Annotated in this window: 15 protein-coding genes; 3 read left to right on the forward strand and 12 right to left on the reverse strand. The window is 40.8% G+C overall.

Going from position 1 to position 18867, the window contains the following annotated elements; translation table 11 throughout:
• Positions 1-85: 85 nt before the first annotated feature.
• Together gltB and J9318_RS12415 are read left to right on the forward strand one after the other, a co-directional pair.
• Entirely contained in the window at positions 86-4564 is a 4479-nt protein-coding gene (gene gltB, locus J9318_RS12410) for a glutamate synthase large subunit (protein ID WP_244731689.1), read from the forward strand.
• Positions 4565-4573: 9 nt separating this feature from the next.
• On the forward strand, positions 4574-5980 hold the full coding sequence (locus tag J9318_RS12415) for an FAD-dependent oxidoreductase (RefSeq protein ID WP_210560205.1): 1407 nt from the start codon (positions 4574-4576) through the stop codon (positions 5978-5980).
• Between the two features lie 73 nt (positions 5981-6053).
• Here the strand turns inward: J9318_RS12415 and J9318_RS12420 are convergent, their stop codons facing one another.
• The 6 genes from J9318_RS12420 to ndk form a co-directional block, all read right to left on the reverse strand.
• The gene (locus J9318_RS12420; protein WP_210560206.1) at positions 6054-6743 is read right to left on the reverse strand and encodes a peroxiredoxin-like family protein; all 690 of its coding nucleotides are present in this window, start codon (positions 6741-6743) and stop codon (positions 6054-6056) included.
• Between the two features lie 100 nt (positions 6744-6843).
• Positions 6844-7947 carry a flavodoxin-dependent (E)-4-hydroxy-3-methylbut-2-enyl-diphosphate synthase gene (gene ispG, locus J9318_RS12425; RefSeq protein WP_210560207.1) on the reverse strand — a complete coding sequence of 368 codons (1104 nt, stop codon included), beginning with the start codon at positions 7945-7947 and terminating at the stop codon, positions 6844-6846.
• A gap of 17 nt (positions 7948-7964) precedes the next feature.
• Entirely contained in the window at positions 7965-9083 is a 1119-nt protein-coding gene (locus tag J9318_RS12430) for a RodZ domain-containing protein (RefSeq protein ID WP_210560208.1), read from the reverse strand.
• A complete protein-coding gene (gene pilW, locus J9318_RS12435; RefSeq protein ID WP_210560209.1) occupies positions 9083-10999 on the reverse strand; it encodes a type IV pilus biogenesis/stability protein PilW in 1917 nt (638 codons plus the stop codon). The genes J9318_RS12430 and pilW overlap by 1 nt, the downstream gene beginning before the upstream one ends.
• A gap of 35 nt (positions 11000-11034) precedes the next feature.
• A complete protein-coding gene (rlmN, locus tag J9318_RS12440; protein ID WP_210560210.1) occupies positions 11035-12195 on the reverse strand; it encodes a dual-specificity RNA methyltransferase RlmN in 1161 nt (386 codons plus the stop codon).
• Between the two features lie 210 nt (positions 12196-12405).
• A complete protein-coding gene (gene ndk, locus J9318_RS12445) occupies positions 12406-12837 on the reverse strand; it encodes a nucleoside-diphosphate kinase (protein WP_155696217.1) in 432 nt (143 codons plus the stop codon).
• Positions 12838-13042: 205 nt separating this feature from the next.
• On the opposite strand from ndk, the gene J9318_RS12450 reads away from it, so the two are divergent.
• A complete protein-coding gene (locus J9318_RS12450; RefSeq protein ID WP_210560211.1) occupies positions 13043-14467 on the forward strand; it encodes a hypothetical protein in 1425 nt (474 codons plus the stop codon).
• Positions 14468-14513: 46 nt separating this feature from the next.
• Here the strand turns inward: J9318_RS12450 and arfB are convergent, their stop codons facing one another.
• The 6 genes from arfB to J9318_RS12480 all read right to left on the reverse strand — a co-directional run bounded on the left by arfB (position 14514) and on the right by J9318_RS12480 (position 18860).
• On the reverse strand, positions 14514-14927 hold the full coding sequence (arfB, locus tag J9318_RS12455; RefSeq protein WP_210560212.1) for an alternative ribosome rescue aminoacyl-tRNA hydrolase ArfB: 414 nt from the start codon (positions 14925-14927) through the stop codon (positions 14514-14516).
• A 1-nt stretch (position 14928) separates the two neighbouring features.
• Positions 14929-15159 (reverse strand): DNA gyrase inhibitor YacG, encoded by a 231-nt coding sequence (gene yacG / locus J9318_RS12460; protein ID WP_210560213.1) that lies wholly within the window; start codon positions 15157-15159, stop codon positions 14929-14931.
• Between the two features lie 11 nt (positions 15160-15170).
• A complete protein-coding gene (locus J9318_RS12465; RefSeq protein ID WP_210560214.1) occupies positions 15171-15920 on the reverse strand; it encodes a cell division protein ZapD in 750 nt (249 codons plus the stop codon).
• A 60-nt stretch (positions 15921-15980) separates the two neighbouring features.
• A complete protein-coding gene (gene coaE, locus J9318_RS12470) occupies positions 15981-16637 on the reverse strand; it encodes a dephospho-CoA kinase (protein WP_210560215.1) in 657 nt (218 codons plus the stop codon).
• A gap of 16 nt (positions 16638-16653) precedes the next feature.
• On the reverse strand, positions 16654-17550 hold the full coding sequence (locus J9318_RS12475; RefSeq protein ID WP_210560216.1) for a prepilin peptidase: 897 nt from the start codon (positions 17548-17550) through the stop codon (positions 16654-16656).
• A gap of 74 nt (positions 17551-17624) precedes the next feature.
• Positions 17625-18860, reverse strand: a complete 1236-nt coding sequence (locus J9318_RS12480) for a type II secretion system F family protein (RefSeq protein ID WP_210560217.1) — start codon at positions 18858-18860, stop codon at positions 17625-17627.
• Positions 18861-18867: the final 7 nt, after the last annotated feature.

The following is an 18867-nucleotide window of genomic DNA, read 5'->3' on the forward strand; positions in this document are numbered from 1 at the left end:
TATTTTCATCTCGGGGTCACTTCTACTTTTATAGCTATACTGAGTTAGATAAATAAACGTGTTGCGATATATGTGAGGTTCTCATTTGAATAATATCAAACATACTGCACTGCATGACGAACGTTGGGTAAAAGACAATTGTGGTTTTGGCTTAATTGCGCATTTAGAAGGTGAGCCAAGTCACAAAATTATTCGAACCGCTATTACCAGTCTCGCTCGCATGCAACACAGAGGTGGCGTATCGGCCGACGGTAAAACCGGTGATGGATGCGGTTTGTTGATGCAAAAACCCGATCAGTTCTTTACGGCCGTGGCAGAGCAAAATGGTTGGAGGCTTGGTAAAAAATATGCCGTTGGTAATATTTTTCTTAGCCAAGACCCTCTCCTTAATCAGCAAGCAAAAAAGATCATCGTCAAAGAACTAGAAAAAGAAACACTACAAATAGTTGGTTGGCGTGAAGTCCCAACGAATAAAAATATACTTGGTGAAATTGCCACAGAAAGTTTGCCGGACATCCAGCAGGTGTTTGTTAACGCTCCGCCAGGCTGGCGTAAAAAAGACTTTGAGCGTCGACTTTACATGGCACGACGACGAATTGAACAACAGATGCTTCATGACACCGATTTCTATATTTCTAGCTTAAGCTGTTTAGTTACTATTTATAAAGGGTTAGTCATGCCGAAGGACTTGGCAGACTTTTACTTAGATCTTTCTGACATTAGAATGTCTACCGCAATTTGTGTATTCCACCAGCGGTTTTCTACGAATACCACGCCTCAATGGAAACTGGCGCAACCGTTTAGATTTCTCGCACACAACGGCGAAATAAATACGATAAAAGGAAATCGTCAATGGGCTCAAGCACGGCAATATAAGTTTCACTCGCCATTAATTGCTGATTTAAAAGAAGCCGCACCGTTTGTAAATTATGAAGGTAGCGATAGTGCATCCCTAGATAACATGCTGGAGTTATTTCTCGCCGGTGGGATGGACTTATTCAGAGCAATGCGATTATTGGTGCCACCTGCCTATCAAAAGCATCCTCAAATGGATGAAAAATTGAAAGCCTTTTACGAGTTTAACTCCATGCATATGGAACCTTGGGACGGCCCTGCAGGCATAGTCATTACTAATGGTCGCCATGTAGCCTGTAACTTAGATAGAAACGGCTTGCGCCCTGCTCGGTATATTATTACAAAAGACAAGTTGTTAACGCTCGCTTCAGAGTCGGGTATTTGGGACTACACTCCTGACGAGGTGGTTGAGCAAGGTCGAGTTGGGCCAGGTGAAATGTTAGCGGTGGACACTTATAACGGTAAAGTTTGGTATTCGGATGAAATTGATTATGACTTAAAAGATCGCCACCCATACAATGAATGGCTAGAGCAGCACATTCGTCACTTAGTACCGTTTGAAGATTATGCTGCTGATAAAATTGGCACCCGGCTGTACGATGACAAGCAACAACGGATCTTACATAAGCTTTTTAATTATACTTATGAAGAAATCGAACAAGTAGTAAAAGTACTCGCTTGTGATGGCCAAGAAGCCACTGGCTCTATGGGTGATGATACGCCAATGGCCGTGATGTCACATAAAGTTCGCGATCTATACGACTATTTTCGTCAACAATTCGCCCAGGTTACAAATCCACCGATAGATCCCTTGCGCGAAAGCCATGTCATGTCATTAGCAACCTGTATAGGTCGTGAACAAAATGTATTTGCCGAAACGTCAGGTTATGCCGACAGAGTTCTATTTGATTCGCCGGTATTAATGTACACAGACCTAAAGCAACTAAAAGAGTTTGATCAAGAACATTATCGAACCGAGACGTTTGCCTTGTGCTACAACGCTAGTCAATTTTCGTTACAACAGGCAATAGAGAGTTTATGCAAAAAAGTTGCGCATTCTGTAAAAGAACATCAAACCGTCATTGTCATATTATCCGATAAAAACCCGACGCAAGAGCAATTGGTTATTCCCGCACCGCTAGCGTTAGGTGCTGTGCAAGAAGTGCTCGTAAGTAGTCAGCTTCGCTGCGATACTAATATTATTGTTGAGTCTGGCGGCGTTCGTAACTCCCATCAACTCGCGGTATTAATCGGTCTTGGTGCAACGGCTGTGTACCCTTACCTTGCATATGAAACCGTCGAGCAATATGTAGCAAACGGTGATATTCAATTAAGTGCCAAACAAGCAATTAGTAACTACCGAAAAGGTCTAAATAAAGGCTTGTTGAAAATCATGTCGAAAATGGGCATTGCGACGGTTGCTAGTTATCGCTGCTCAAACCTATTTGAGTTAATCGGCATAGGCAACAAAGTAATGCAGTTATGCTTTCCGCATATTGTCAGTCGAGTGGGTGGCGCCGATTTTAAAGATATTGAGTCAGACCTCATTCGCTTAAACAAGTATGCATGGCTCGCCCGCAAAGAACTGGAGCATGGTGGATACTTAAAGTATGTGCATGGTGGGGAGTATCACGCTTACAATCCTGATGTTGTTCAGTTATTGCAAAAAGCAGTACAGAGTGGCAATAGCAACGACTATCAGTTATATGCTGATGCTGTAAATAATCGCCCTGCCAGCCACTTTAGAGATTTGTTTAAGCTTACCTCTTGTAAAAGTATTCCGTTAGATGAAGTTGAGCCTGTTAGTGCTCTGTTTCCGAAGTTTGACTCTGCTGCTATGTCCATAGGCGCATTAAGTCCTGAAGCGCACGAAGCCTTGGCTATCGCTATGAATAAACTTGGTGGTTATTCAAATTCAGGTGAAGGCGGTGAGGATCCAAAACGCTTCGGGACGTTGAAAAACTCTCGGATAAAGCAAGTTGCTTCAGGTCGATTTGGTGTAACTCCACATTACTTAAGAAATGCCGATGTGATTCAAATTAAAGTCGCACAAGGAGCAAAACCAGGAGAAGGTGGTCAATTACCAGGAGAAAAAGTCAGTCCTGAAATCGCTAAGCTTAGGTTTTCGATTCCGGGCGTTACCTTAATTTCACCGCCACCGCATCATGACATTTATTCAATTGAAGACTTGGCACAACTTATCTTCGATTTAAAACAAGTTAATCCAAACGCGTTAATATCGGTAAAATTAGTTTCTGAGCCTGGTGTCGGTACTATCGCAACTGGCGTCGCCAAAGCCAATGCTGATCTAATTACCATTTCTGGTTTTGATGGCGGTACAGGTGCCAGCCCTTTAACTTCAGTAAAACACGCAGGTAGTCCTTGGGAGCTGGGTTTAGCTGAAACACACCAAGCGCTGGTTGAAAACGGTTTACGCCATAAAGTTAGGTTACAAGTAGATGGTGGTCTCAAAACCGGTTTAGATATAGTTAAGGCCGCTATATTAGGTGCAGAGACCTTTGGTTTTGGTACCGGCCCTATGGTGGCTTTAGGCTGTAAATACTTACGTATATGTCATTTAAATAACTGCGCAACCGGTGTCGCAACCCAAGATCAACAACTTAGACAACGCTATTTCATTGGCTTGCCCGAGATGGTTGAAAATTACTTTAAGTTTATAGGCGAAGAAACTCGCCAGTGGATGGCCAGCTTAGGTGTCGCCAATCTAGTCGACTTAATCGGTCGCACTGACTTGTTAGAAATAGTTGAGGGTCAAACAGACAAGCAGCAAGAATTAGCGCTAGAAAATATATTAAATTCCGTGTCGCTAACAAGCGCGAACAGTCTTTACAAATCGGAGCTAAACCCTCCTGCGGATCCGGCTAGCTTAAATCATAAAATTGTAGCGGATGCACAATCGGCGTTATCAAATCGTTCTGGCGGTAGCTTTTGTTACAACATCAAAAATACCGACCGTTCTGTTCCGGCTAAACTGTCTGGTGAGGTGGCTGCCAAATACGGAAACCAAGGTATGGCCGGCGATCCGATAAACTTAAGTTTTATTGGCACCGCAGGTCAAAGCTTTGGGGTCTGGAACGCGGGTGGTATTAACTTACACCTAATTGGTGATGCAAATGATTATGTCGGTAAAGGGATGACTGGCGGCACCATTGTTATCCATCCGCCTCAGGGTGTCGCGTATCAAACGCATGAATCGGCCATGGCCGGCAACACCTGTTTATACGGCGCAACTGGTGGCAAGCTAATAATCGCAGGCTGTGTTGGCGAGCGATTTGCTGTTCGTAACTCGGGTGCTAATGCGGTGATCGAAGGTGCCGGCGAAAATGCCTGTGAATATATGACTGGCGGTACCGTTGTTGTCTTGGGCAAAGTTGGAATTAATTTTGGTGCAGGTATGACAGGCGGATTTGCATATCTATTAGATGAAGATGAATCCCTTAATGAAAAAATAAATCCACAACATGTAGAAGCTTTAAGTCTGCCAAATCAGTTGCATATCGAGTTTTTACGCGGCTTGATAAATGATCATTTTGAAGCAACGCAAAGTGCACGATCATTAGAGATTTTAAGCGAATTTTCCCATTGGCAAACTAAGTTTAAGTTAGTGAAACCTAAATCTGTCGATGTTTCTTTGTTGTTAGGTCATAGGCAAAGATCGTCAAATGAATTACGCATTGAAGCGATGTAGGGCAAGATCATGAGCAAAAACATTTATCAATTTGTCGATGTACAGCGCATTGATCCAAAAAAACAGCCACTTAAAATTCGCCAGTCTGATTTTATCGAGATATATAAACCGCTCGATTCTGATCAAGCTGCAGGTCAAGCTGACCGTTGCTTAGATTGTGGCAATCCATACTGTGAGTGGAAATGCCCGGTTCACAATTACATACCGCAATGGCTCGAGTTAGCTAATCAAGGCAAAATTATTGAAGCGGCTGAGTTATCTCACAAAACGAACAGTTTACCTGAAGTTTGTGGCCGAGTTTGTCCACAAGACAGACTTTGTGAAGGAGCTTGTACTCTTAATGATGACTTTGGTGCCGTTACTATCGGCAGTATCGAAAAATACATCACTGACAAAGCCTTTGAAATGGGCTGGCGCCCCGATATTTCTGATGTCGTTAAAACCAATAAACGGGTCGCTGTGATTGGAGCAGGACCGGCTGGCTTAGCTTGTGCAGATGTTCTAGTGAGAAATGGAGTATCAGCCACTGTATACGATAAATATGATGAAATCGGTGGCCTACTTACCTATGGCATACCCGCGTTTAAACTTGAAAAAGAAGTCATGATTAATCGCCGTCGCGTATTTGAAGAAATGGGCGTCGAATTTATTCTTAATAGTGAAGTCGGTAAAAACATTCAGATGAGTGAATTGATTGAACAGTATGATGCTATCTTTTTAGCGGTCGGTACCTATAAAAACTTACAAGGTGGCTTTGCCAACGAGTCCGCAACCGGTGTTTTTAACGCCCTGCCATACCTTATTAGCAATACCCGCAATGTGATGGGTAAAGGTCCGCTAGAAATAGACTTTAAAGGTCAAGATGTTGTTGTACTTGGTGGTGGCGATACCGCGATGGACTGTGTTAGAACCGCGATTCGTCAAGGTGCCAGTTCAGTAAAATGTGTTTATCGTCGGGATGAGAAAAGCATGCCTGGATCACGCAGAGAAGTAAAAAATGCAAAAGAAGAAGGCGTGCAGTTTATTTGGAACTCCCAACCACTTGAAATTATGATCGATGACGCCGGCAGCGCCTGTGGCGTAGAGTTTGTCAAAACTCAGCTTGGTAAGCCAGATGCTAATGGCAGACAAAGGCCGGAAATAATTAATGACAGTAATTTTACTCTCAAGGCTGACGCCGTTGTTATTGCCTTTGGTTTCCAGCCTTTAAATTTGGAATGGCTGTCTGAGTTTAACGTTGATTTAACCGACTGGAATACCATTAAAGCCAGCGCGAATAGTCAATTTGCCTACCAAACGTCAAATCCAAAAATATTTGCGGGGGGCGATATTGTTCGCGGCGCAGATCTAGTTGTAACGGCGATTGCCGAGGGTAGAGACGCTGCGAGCGGCATTATGGATATGCTAGAAGTATAGGACACCACTAAATATACCTTGTTGTGTTTATTTTTATGCACAACAAGGCATGATTAGTTAATGATGTGTACTATCACTTTTTATTTAAGGTCTTTTGCTTAGTTTCATTTATCACTTTCATCGTTTCCGAAGCCGCTTTATATAATAAATCTTCGCTTAATCGGACATCGATATTTGGGTTAACATATTGAAAGTGAACCATACCTTGTTGATCAATAATATAAACAGCAGGGACAGGCAACGCGACGCGGGCGTCTCCATCTATATCAATAAATGGTACACCTAGTTTATCTCTGTACTTTTCCTCAGTTTTCTTATCTAAGAAAAATGCTAAGCCCATATTTTTTGCTAGCGCCAACTCAGGATCCGCTAATAAATTGTATGCCAGTCTTTCTCGTGTTTGTTGCTCTGCAATATTTTTATTACTGTCTGGGGAAATAGCAACAATTTGAAAACCAAGAAAGTCTAGAGCTGATTCAATCTTTTTCATTCGATTTAATTGGGCATTACAGTATGGACACCAACCTCCGCGGTATACCACCAGCACAGTTGGCTTTTGAGAAAAGAGTGCATCCGTACATACCGAGTTTGATTGGCTATCTTCAACACAGGTATTTGGTACCAGCATACCTGGTAAAATTGGCCTAACTTCAAATGCACTGTTTGCAATCCCTTCCGCATTTGCGCCCGGCGCAGCAAAACTATTCAATGACAACAAACAGGTGGATAATAATAATAGAGATTTAATAACTAACTTTTTCATAATGTTCCCTTTTAAAAGTAAAATGCACTTCTATTGAAGTGCATTCGGTTACATTACTAGACCTAATCTATGGCCAATATATTTCATTAACTCATAAAAGTTATTCTATATTTTCTGCGGGGATACGATTAGCAATAAAAGTTCGTATTTCTGATTCTAATTGCTCAACAATATTATTGTTATCGATACGTTTTTTCTGACGTTGGCCATTTATATAAAAACCGCTTCGCTTATTTGCACCTGCTAAGCCTAAATCAGATACTAGGGCTTCACCTGGACCATTCACAACACAACCTATAACAGAAACAGTAACAGGTTCAACAACGTCTTCTAGGCGCTCTTCTAATGCATTCATGGTGCTTACAACATCAAACTCTTGTCGTGAACAGCTTGGACATGCAATAAAGTTAATACCACGCGCGCGAATGCCTAATGATTTTAATATATCAAAACCAACTTTAATTTCTTCAACCGGATCAGCAGCAAGAGAAATTCGAATAGTATCGCCTATGCCTTCGGCCAACAACATGCCTAAACCAACAGCTGACTTCACCGCTCCAGAACGAAAACCGCCCGCTTCAGTAATACCTAAATGCAGTGGTTGTTCTATTTTTTGCGCTAATAAACGGTAAGCACCCACAGCTAAATGTACATCTGACGCTTTTACACTGACTTTAAAGTTGTGAAAGTCATGACGCTGCAATATTTCAACATGACGCATCGCAGATTCTACTAATGCTTCAGGGGTTGGCTCATGATACTTTTCTTGAATATCTTTTTCTAACGAACCGCCATTAACACCAATTCTGATAGGAATATTTTTTTCTTTCGCGACATCTATTACAGCTTTGATGCGCTCTTCATTGCCAATATTGCCAGGGTTAATTCTAAGGCAGTCGACACCGTACTCTGCAACTTTTAGCGCTATACGGTAATCAAAATGAATATCAGCAACAAGAGGAATAGTCACTTGCTGTTTAATTTCTTTAAACGCTTCGGCGGCTTCCATTGTTGGTACAGATACACGCACAATGTCGGCACCTGCCGCTTGAATACGGTTAATTTGAGCTACGGTTGCTTCAACATCATTTGTGTTGGTGTTAGTCATTGATTGAACGGCTATGGGCGCATCTCCACCGACCGGCACATTGCCGACCATAATTTGTGTGGATTTACGTCTCTTAATCGGGTTTTCACCAAACATGTTTATACTTTCTCTTTTTACTGTTGTGCTTCTATTTCAAATCGGGCGACACGATTAGTTGGCTTGTCTGATATGTCGTATTCTTTGTCATTTACCCAAATCGTAACGCCATAGGTGCTTCCTAATAATACTCTAAAAGGGCCTTGAGCGTTTAATGTCATTAGGTATCCGGCCGGTTTATTGCCTACCGCAATGCGCTCATCAAATGCATCGTAAACTTCAACCCATACTTCTTGTTCAAATTTAAACTGAACTTTAATATAGTCATCTTCGTCGGACTCACCATTCTCAGCCAATAAACGCTTTTCTTCATCACTTAAAACAACCGGTAACTGTGCTGGTTGTGAAGATTGGTTTTGCTGAGTTTCGGTTACTGATTGGTTACCTTCAACCTGCTCAACTTTGGCAACACTTTCAGCTGTCGCTTGTACACCTTGAGTGGCATTATTTTGTAACTGCTCAGCTGGCTCTTCTTTCGGCTGCTGCACTCTTAATGCACTAGCTGGAAAACTATCAGCCGTATCAGCAGCTGTATTATTAACTGCTGGTTGTATAGCTTCACCCGTTTCAGTCTCTTCAACATCATTAGCAGGCAAGTCAATATCGGCGTTCACGTCATTGCTTTGAATGGCCGCTTTTGGGACATTCTCATTTGCGCTTACTTCGTCCACCGTGTTCGCAGGGGCTAACATCTCAATACCCTTAGTTTGATACCACCAGAATACTAACGCGACCGCTAAAATAATGACTATTAACCAAGTTATAATAGTCAAACGACGTTCTATTTTTTTGCGTTTGCTTCTTTTTGAAAATGACTGCATTTTCATCGCATTTGGAGAACTTGGCGCGGTAGTTTCTACCTGAGGAAGTACCGAGCCTTCATCAATATCTACTTTTTTTGCATAGCTTCGAATATAACCACGTATAAAGGTTTCCGGTAAATTATCTGGTATATCGTCCGCTTCAATCGCCACTAAAACTTTAACGGGTACTCTAATTTGTTCGGCCAACTCTTCTAAACTTAAACCTTGCGCGTTTCGTGCATTTGCTAATATTTCTCCAGCCGATAGTTTTACTGATTCAGACTTTGAACTAGTTGTGTCGTTTACTGAGTCGATTTGAGTTTCGTCTTTCATTATTGATACTGCTCCGGATTAACTTTCAATAACCTGGTCCCTGCTGACAAGACACCATCTTGGTTAATATTGTTCCATTTTTTTAGCTGGGCAAGTTTAATCCCCATGCGTTCTGCGGTTAGCTTTAAAGTCTGATTACTTGGCACCCGGTAATATACATCTGGGTTAGCTACATACAGCTTTTGTCCGACTTTTAATTTAGCTTTTGAAGTTAAATTGTTCCACTTGATTAGCGTATCAAGTTTTATATTGTAGTTCTTCGATATTTTATATAAGAATTCACCGGCTTTTACCTGATGAGTGGGGATATTTATGTTCGGCACTGATACTTTTAATAAGTCACTGGCCTTTTGGCGATTAGCTTGCTCTTGTAATGATGTGTAGTAAGAAGGATCAGCAACCAGTAACTTTTGTCCTTCTTTGAGCCAGGCGTCTTCATTTAGTTGATTCCAACGTAATAACGCTTCTAACTCTACGCCTTCCCGCTTGGCAACATCAGACACCTGTAATTCTTTTTCTAATGTAACAAACGGCTCTGGTTCCGCCACAAAAAGAGTTTGACCAAGACTTACCTCTTGGTTACTTAACGCATTCCATTCCATCAATTTTGCAACTTTTACGTTAAAATTTACGGAAATTCGATACAAGTTATCGCCGGCTTGAACTTGATAGGTTGGTACAATCAAATTAACCGGTTCAGGTGTTACGTAAACGCGAGTATTTACCGTACTTGCACGGTCATTAACCACTTTTGATGCTGCGACTTTTGTTACCAATACCTGCTCTTGTGGTAAAGGCGCTTCTTTTTTCAAAATGACCGATGACTGAACTTCTTCAGGTAATTTCACCGATTCAGTATCTGTTAAGGGCTTAGAAAACATTTCTACTTTTTTTTGTAATTCCTCGGCAAACTCGGACTTAGACGAAACTTGCTGAACTGCGGAAGCGATTACTGTTGGTAACGCTAGTGGTGCTCTGTTTGTCGTCACCCTAGAATTTGTTGTTGATGAGTTAGGCTGCGCTGTAGTTCTGCTTGAATTGTTTATTGTTGAATTACTAGGGGATTTGCGAATAATCTTAATTTTAGGACTCGCATTGTGTTTAGCCTGATATTTAAGTCTTAATTGCTCAAACTCACTATTTATTATTGAGTTTGTAGTGACATAAAGTGCTTCTGTACTATCGGGAAATTCTGCGACAATTTGGTCGGCATACTGGTTAGCTTGATTTAAACGACCTCGTTTACTTTCTAAAACATGGCCTAATAAAAGGCTACGAGGCGTGGGCTGACCAATTCGATTAAAACGCGCGTAAAACTCAAGAGCAGCAACTAAATCACCAGTGGCGTATTTAATTCCGGCAAGAGATAATAAGTTATAAGCTCGACCAGGGTTGTGCTTATAAGACATCTCAAAATACTCTTGAGCTTGTAAAATTTGATCGTTAGTTAACGCACAAATCGCTAAGTTCTCATAACTGTCTGCAGCTCGAGTATATTTAGATATATTGATGGCTTTTTTGAAATAAACAGCCGCTTTATCTAACTGCCCTACGTTACATAAAAAGGTACCGTAGTTATTTAACGTGTCTGGATTTTCTGGCTCAAGATCGATAGCTTCAAGATAATACTTTTCAGCTATCTCCATCTCGCCAACCATTTGATAATAATAGCCAAGGCTATAATTAACATCAGCACGTTTCGGGTTGAACTCTAATGCTTTTTCTAAATTAAACTTAGCCTGCTCAAATCGATTTGTTTCCAAATAACTCAACGCTAAAATCAAGCGAGTTCGAGCCGCCTCGTCGCGATCAAATTCAAAACTACGTACCTGTTTTTTTGAATCGATGAATGTCTTTTCCGTAACACACGCTGATAACAAAGTTACGCAGCAAAGCAAATATAGAATTCGTCCCATAACCCACTTCTTTTGTTAGTTATTTTTATTATTAACTAAACCAGTTTGACTGATATTGAATCACCTTTCATCTGTTTTTTTAATAAACGTTTGGTTCTATCCACAACATCACCAACTAGTTGGCCACACGCAGCATCAATATCGTCACCACGAGTACGTCTTACAATACAGGTATAACCTTCTTCTTGCATTACTTTTGCAAATCGATCCACTCGACTGTTTGATGATTTCTCATAAGGCGCACCAGGGAACGGGTTCCATGGAATTAAATTAATTTTAGAAGGCGTACCGCGTAGGGTTTGTGCTAATTCACGAGCCTGTTCCATAGAGTCATTAATACCGTTTAACATGACATATTCAATGGTAATTTCTTTGTTAGCTGTAGAGCCATCTATATAACGACGACAAGCTGCTAAAAATTCTTGAATATTGTACTTCTTATTAATAGGCACAAGTATGTCTCTAAGTTCGTCGTTTGGCGCATGCAATGAAATAGCAAGTGCCACATCAATTTTCGTTTTTAACAAGTCTAGCGCAGGAACAACACCTGAGGTACTTATAGTCACACGGCGTTTAGACAAACCAAATGCAAAATCATCCATCATAAGTTCCATGGCTGGAACGACATTTTTAACGTTTAATAGCGGTTCACCCATGCCCATCATTACTACGTTTGTCACCGCGCGATTAGTAGACATTCCATCCCAACCGATATCTTGCGCAACTCGCCAAACTTGACCAATAATCTCGCCTACCGTTAGGTTACGGTTAAAGCCTTGTTGCGCTGTTGAGCAGAAAGTACACTCTAATGCACAGCCGACTTGTGATGAAACACATAAGGTTTTGCGATCACCATCTGGAATCCAAACCGCTTCTACTTCTTGACCGCCCTCAAGCAACATGGCGTATTTAATAGTGCCATCTGAAGATTCTTGGCGAACTGAAATTTCCGGCGCTCGTACTTCACATTTTTCCGCGAGTTTGGCGCGCAATACTTTAGAGAAATTGGTCATTTCTGAAAAGTCTGTTTGCCCCATCTGATAAATCCACTTTATTGCTTGGTCAGCTCTGAACGGTTTCTCATTTAGCTCATCTTTGAAAAATTGACGAAGTGCCATGCGATCGTAATCTAATAAATTAAATTTTTTCTTAGCTTTTGCTTCAACAGCAGTTGGATTAACAGTTTCTACAGACATATTGACCTCGATGTAGCTTGTATCGTTATTAAGATGCGTTGTTACACGCGTACATAGTTTTTGCTATAACCCCTGCCTAAATTACTTTTATTACTACTTATGTGAGTCGCGGTTCACGTAGCATAAAAAAATTAAAAGAGTTATAGCAAAAAATACAAAAAGGACCTTAGCAAGCTAAAGTCCTTTTTATTTAATTCTTATCTGCAAAAATTAACGAGTGCGGTTGCAAAGTTCGTCAGCAGAGAAGAAGTATGCGATTTCACGTGCAGCTGACTCAGGAGCGTCAGAACCGTGTACCGCATTTTCGTCGATAGATGCAGCATAGTCAGCACGTAAAGTACCAGCAAGTGCTTCAGCAGGGTTAGTCGCACCCATGATTTCACGGTTTTTAAGAACAGCGTTTTCGCCTTCTAAAACTTGAACCATAACAGGACCAGAAGTCATGAAAGATACTAGAGCGCCAAAGAAAGGACGTTCGCTGTGCTCAGCATAGAAACCTTCAGCTTGCTCTTGTGAAAGGTGTACCATTTTTGATGCTACGATACGTAGACCAGCAGATTCGAAACGGTTGTAGATAGCACCGATTACGTTTTTAGCTACTGCGTCTGGTTTGATAATTGAAAAAGTACGTTCTAACGCCATGGTTAAACTCCATATATAAATTAAAATTAAAGATTCTAAATTCTGGGCGCGAATTATACGCGAAGTTTTGTAAAAAAAATATGTTTGCTTATATTTATCATTCAATAACATAATGTAGTAATCAAACTCTATGCTTTAGATTTAGCACCGTGCTAACTTATGCATTACAACTATATAAATAATATAGCTTTTTTAAGGATTTTTAATGGCATCATCTTTGTTCATCACCGACGTGTTAAAGCAGGTCAAAAATAAGTACCTGGCTCTGATCGGTGACGCTGAACAATTTTATCTCGAGTTTGATGACACTATTGGCCGATACCAAAAAGAACAAAATCGTTTAAATGAAGCTAAACATCAACTCGAAACTATTATTGCTTTTGAAAAAAGTAATGGTTATTACCCGGCAATTAAAGATCAATCTGATACCGAAGCCTATCTTAACGAATTACAACAAATTATAGATAAAAGTCGTGCTGCAATAAAAACGCTAGAGCCTCGTATCTTAGGTGGATATCGCCGTCGCACTGCAATGGTTAATGAGCTTGCTGATATTATTATAGGAAATACCCTTAATGAAAAAGACGCGAATAAGTTTATAACTACTCTGGTGCTACGTTCACCTTTACCCTCTGCGCATTCGCGTTGCCCTAGCAATGAAAAAAACAAGCCAATTTACATTGCGGCTTGGACAGCGTGCCTTTTTCACAGGCTAGTCGAACAAAGCTTAATCGACGATAAAAGCATTTTAGAAAAAGTACCTACTATGGTTCCAAGTGCAGATAATGAAGATGTTCTAGAGCCAAATCCAGACATGTTAAATCATTATATATGCGAAGTACTTAGGCCAATTGTAATAGCATCATTGATTCATCAAATTGGTAGTTACAGTGTTGATGCCAGCCAGTTTTATAAAGGCAATCGTTACCGACTACTAAATGACAAAGAGCGAGAAGGCTTGATTAAAGCCATTTTTGAAAATACAAATCGATATTTAGAATATGGTTTAGGCAAGCCAGATCAAGAAGCCTTTAGTTTTCAAGAAGCGGAAGACTATAAAAAAGCCGTTAATCGTTACGATTTGACAGACTCCATTTTAAAAGGTTACGTGAAACCCAATAATGCGATGGGAAACCTACTTCGTATCCCTATGATTTATTCGTCTTTTCTGATGTCTACCAAGCCTAAGCACGACTATTCTATTATTTACAAAGCCTACGATATTATTAAAAGCGGAATAGACAAAGAGCTAATTCATGCGGGGTTTGGGACGCAGTTTTTAAAAATGGTCGGACAGTTTCCACTAGGCTCTGGAATTTATTTTATTTCTACAGAATCTGGGCAACCAGAAAGAGCGATTGTTATTGGCATGAATCCCCCAGAATATAACAGTGCCATAGTAAAGCAGATGACTCGTAGACAAATAAAGTACGATGACTTTTCGCAAACCTTAGTAAGTTATGAGTCCAATCTATTGAACGAGCAAGCCCGAAAAAACTCGGATTTTGGTAGCGCTTATTATGAAAAACAATTTCCGAGGGGATTCACATGGAACCCGGCAGAATTTTGGGAAATTGAAATCAATCAAGACACATTCTGGCGACGTGATAACACACTTAAAACCAATTAGTCGATCAAATACCCGAACCCAAGTGCTTGAGCCATAAGTGACCGCCTTAGAAATCTACTTTGCCACGTGCTTTTTTTATTTGTGCGTGTTTTGTTTTGCTATCAAGCCTTTTTCTCTGCGATGAACGCGTCGGCTTTGTTGCTTTTCTAGGTGGTAGCGTCTTTATCGCCGAGCGGATAATTTCAACCAGACGTTCAATTGCCGTATCTCGGTTTTGTTGTTGTGTTCGGCTTTGTTGAGACTTAATGATCAGCTCACCATCTTTTGTCACTCTCGAATCTTTCATTGCCAAAAGTCGCTCTTTGTAAAACAAAGGTAGACTCGAGGCTTTTATATCAAATCTTAGATGGATAGCCGAGGAGACTTTATTTACGTTTTGTCCACCCGCGCCCTGCGCACGGATAGCATGAATTTCGATTTCATTATCGGCCAAGCTAACATTGTCGTTGATTACAATCATATTAACTATTCAAATAGCCTGAAGCGCGCTCTTCTAACAGTCGCTCAATTTGATCTAATTCAGATTCTGACATCGACGAGACTAACGGCGATTCTGCAATACGATTAGACTCACTGGCCCATTCGCCTAAGTCAATAAGCTGGCAGCGCTTGCTACAAAATGGTCTAAATTCTGAGGCTGGTTCCCACGTTACTTTTGCATCACAAGTAGGACAGTTCACTTTTGTTGTCATGTTTTACCCAATCAACAGTTTGCTAATTCAAACTCGATTGTATCACTGACAGAAGTTTTTACAGAGCTTTTATCTGGCTTCATAAAGCTAATTGCAAAACGTCGATTGCTACCACTTACCGTAGGGAAATATCCAAGCTCAGGATCGTACTTAACACGAAGTAAAGATACACTATCGGCACAGCTGTCTTGATAAAAGCCTTTATTGGCATGTTGCGTCGAAAACTCTGCAGACTCTCGAATAAATAAGAGAGAGAAGTTTAAGGCTTGTTCTAACGGTGCTAATACATTTAACCACGTCTTTATATTTTCTTGACGCTGTTCTACAGGCATAAGTCGCCAGTAATGAAACTGAGGTAAATCAAAGTCACAGGTGCCGCCTGCAATACCAAATCGCTGACGCAGGCTCGCTAAAAATTTATCTTCTTTTAAAACCTGACACGCTTTACTCATTTTGGATATTTGAGATTGAAGGTTGATCGTTTCTTTGAGGTTTTTTTGGAGAGATTCATTATGAATTTCAGGATGAGCAGACCAACGTAACATGCTTTTTTCAAGCAAATCGAGGTAATACGTTAATGTGCCACGAATATCATTACGCTCTAATACTTCTATCGTACTAAATAATGCACTAAAAAAAGGCTGGATATGAATTTGTTCACTAACATCTTGATGGGCTGACAATTGCGTGAAAAGCAATTCCAATCGCATTAGTAGTCTTACTTTTTCGTTAAGTGGGTGTTCGTAAACAACAGAATTCATGGTTAACCGTACTTTTTTATTGTTATTAGTCCAACTGGCAACAAGTTATTCCAATATGAGTTAACCAACTCCAAGTGTCAAATATTTATTATGTAATTTAACCACTTGCTCTTTAAGAAACACCAAATCTTGATTATTATCAATCACATCATCCGCCTTCGCCAATCTGCTATCTCGATCAATTTGGCTGGCAATAATAGCGGTTATTTGTTCGGCAGAGACTCGATCCCTAGACGATGCGCGGGTTACCTGAGTTTTATGGGAAACGTCGACAACTAACACGCGATGACAAACTTGCTCTAAACCATTTTCAAGTAATAACGGTGCCGACAAAATAACATACGCAGAAGTCGCCTCGCTAAGTTGTTTTAATAAGGCGTGCCTAATTGCCGGTTGCATTATATTGTTTAACGCTACTTTGTCTTTTTCATTGGTAAAAATACGATCACGTAATTTAGCTCGATTAAGACGGCCATCTTCCAACAAAACTTCTTTACCAAACGTTTTTTCGATTTGTGCCAAAACTGGCGAGCCTGGCTCAACAACTTCTCGGGCCACCACATCAGCATCAACCACCGTGATGCCAAATTCGGCGAACATATCACTTGCAGCCGTTTTCCCCGAGCCAATGCCACCAGTTAATCCTATAACAATAGGCGCTTTGGTTCCCTTAAGGTTACTATTGGACTTGATATTAGGATTCGCCTTTAAACTCATGTAACAACCCCACAGGCTATAACAAAGAAAGATAACCGTTAAGCATCTCATCGCCCCAAAGCATAGTTAACCAACCTGCAATGGCTAAATAAGGGCCAAATGGAATTTGTGAGTTTTTGGTTTTATCTCCAAAGGCCATCATACTTAGACCAATAACCGCACCTACAGCTGAAGATAGTAGAATCACCATAGGTAACTTTACGATACCAACGGTAGCACCTATGACCGCAAGCAATTTAAAGTCGCCAAAACCCATGCCTTCTTTACCGGTTAGGAGCTTAAAACCCCAATAAACAAACCATAAACTTAAATAACCAGCTGCGGCCCCAATGATAGCCCACTTAGGCTCTAAAAATACGTTCCAAACCGAAGCCATTAACATTAGCCATAGCAAGGGTAACGTAAGCTGATCTGGCAATAACATTTTGTCGATATCGATAAATATCAAGCAAACAAATACCCAAGTTAATAACACTAAAAAGACAGTCTCTAACGAATAACCAAACTTGACTGCGACAATCGCAGAAGCGACGGCGGTCAGTAACTCAATCGCTGGATAACGCATTGAAATAGGGTTGGCACATGAGCCACATTTACCTTTTAATAATAAATAACTCAGTACTGGAATATTTTGCCAAGCTTTTACCGGTGCGTTGCATGATGGACAATGTGAGTCGGGTTTAACTAAGTTGAATTGTAAGTCTTGCTCAGATTGCTTTTGAGATTTTTTTGGGTTTTTCAGCTCGTCTTCCAGCAGTTCTCGGCATTCACAAGCCCACTGCTTTTCCATCATTACCGGCAATCGATAAATTACAACGTTTAAAAAGCTACCAACTAATAACGATAAAATCGTAACAAACGAGATAAAAAAAACACTGGAGTGTTCCAATAAATAAAAAAACTGATCAAACATGGAAGGTTCTTCTGCTCACTAATTTATAGAAAGGCGCCGACTTATCGATAAAACATAAAGCCGGCTATTAATCTTTATACGGCGTTACCCATTTGGAAAATAGGTAGGTACATAACAACAATAAGACCACCGATAATGGTGCCTAAAAATACCATAATAAACGGCTCGATTAGTGCTGTTATACCATCTACAGCGTCGTCTACTTCTTGCTCGTATACGTTTGCAACTCGCTCAAGCATTGTATCTAACGCACCAGATTCTTCACCAATAGATACCATTTGAGTCACCATATCAGGGAACAGGTTCGTTGCTCGCATCGCCACATGCATCATGTTACCTGCCGACACATCCGCTTTAATTTCTTGAATTGCACGCTTGTATACCGCATTACCTGAAGCTCCAGCTGCAGAGCTTAGCGCTTCGTGCAATGGTACACCCGCGGCAAAAGTAGTGGAAAGCGTTCGTGCATATCGAGCAATTGCACCTTTGTTAACAATATTACCGACAATGGGCGCTTTTAATAACAAGGCGTCCATGGAATCGGCAAAGCGTTTGTTGGTTCTTAACGCTCGCTTAAACAAATAAATCCCAACCGCTATACCGGCAACAACATAAATCCAATAATCTTGCGCCACTTTAGAGGCCGCAATCGCCATTTGAGTCGGCGCCGGTAATTCAGCTCCAAAACTTGCGAATATGTCTTCAAAGCTAGGGATTACATAGACCAATAAAATACCCACAACGATAAATGAAATCGCTAATATCGCGATTGGGTATGTCATGGCTTTTTTGATTTTAGACTTAAGGGCTTCAGACTTTTCTTTATAAATGGCGATTCGATCGAAAATGCTGTCTAGCGCGCCTGACTTTTCTCCAGACTCAACAAGGTCGCAATACAGATCATCAAAGTATTTAGGCTGTGTTCTTAAAGCATCTGCTACTGGCGAGCCTGACTGAACGTGCATTAAAACATCGGTAACGAGTTTTTGAAGGTTAGGTTTTTCGGCTCCTTTGGCGATCATTTCAAGTGATTGCACTAGTGGCACGCCGGCGGTTAGCATAGTTGCTATTTGTCGAGTTAATACCGCGATGTCTTTGCTATCGACTGGTTTATTGCCAGCACCAAATAAAGGTGTTGGTTTTTTACGAACCTTAGTGGGCGTTATGCCTTGCTTTTTTAATAGTCCTTTCGCTTCGGTTGGCGACATAGCGAAGATTTCGCCTTTAATTTTACCACCACGGCGATTTAATCCTTCATAAACGTAGGCAATCTGCTTTTTAACGGCTTTTTTCTTGTTGTTATCTGCCATAATTTTC

This window comes from Psychrosphaera aestuarii, from assembly GCF_017948405.1.
GTDB lineage: Bacteria > Pseudomonadota > Gammaproteobacteria > Enterobacterales > Alteromonadaceae > Psychrosphaera > Psychrosphaera aestuarii.

Excerpts from the sequence above, each read along its gene's own strand:
- J9318_RS12415 (WP_210560205.1), top strand. The coding sequence starts at position 4,574 with ATGAGCAAAAACATTTATCAATTTGTCGATGTACAGCGCATTGATCCA.
- J9318_RS12420 (WP_210560206.1), bottom strand. The coding sequence starts at position 6,743 with ATGAAAAAGTTAGTTATTAAATCTCTATTATTATTATCCACCTGTTTG.
- ispG (WP_210560207.1), bottom strand. The coding sequence starts at position 7,947 with ATGTTTGGTGAAAACCCGATTAAGAGACGTAAATCCACACAAATTATG.
- J9318_RS12430 (WP_210560208.1), bottom strand. The coding sequence starts at position 9,083 with ATGAAAGACGAAACTCAAATCGACTCAGTAAACGACACAACTAGTTCA.
- pilW (WP_210560209.1), bottom strand. The coding sequence starts at position 10,999 with ATGGGACGAATTCTATATTTGCTTTGCTGCGTAACTTTGTTATCAGCG.
- rlmN (WP_210560210.1), bottom strand. The coding sequence starts at position 12,195 with ATGTCTGTAGAAACTGTTAATCCAACTGCTGTTGAAGCAAAAGCTAAG.
- ndk (WP_155696217.1), bottom strand. The coding sequence starts at position 12,837 with ATGGCGTTAGAACGTACTTTTTCAATTATCAAACCAGACGCAGTAGCT.
- J9318_RS12450 (WP_210560211.1), top strand. The coding sequence starts at position 13,043 with ATGGCATCATCTTTGTTCATCACCGACGTGTTAAAGCAGGTCAAAAAT.
- arfB (WP_210560212.1), bottom strand. The coding sequence starts at position 14,927 with ATGATTGTAATCAACGACAATGTTAGCTTGGCCGATAATGAAATCGAA.
- yacG (WP_210560213.1), bottom strand. The coding sequence starts at position 15,159 with ATGACAACAAAAGTGAACTGTCCTACTTGTGATGCAAAAGTAACGTGG.
- J9318_RS12465 (WP_210560214.1), bottom strand. The coding sequence starts at position 15,920 with ATGAATTCTGTTGTTTACGAACACCCACTTAACGAAAAAGTAAGACTA.
- coaE (WP_210560215.1), bottom strand. The coding sequence starts at position 16,637 with ATGAGTTTAAAGGCGAATCCTAATATCAAGTCCAATAGTAACCTTAAG.
- J9318_RS12475 (WP_210560216.1), bottom strand. The coding sequence starts at position 17,550 with ATGTTTGATCAGTTTTTTTATTTATTGGAACACTCCAGTGTTTTTTTT.
- J9318_RS12480 (WP_210560217.1), bottom strand. The coding sequence starts at position 18,860 with ATGGCAGATAACAACAAGAAAAAAGCCGTTAAAAAGCAGATTGCCTAC.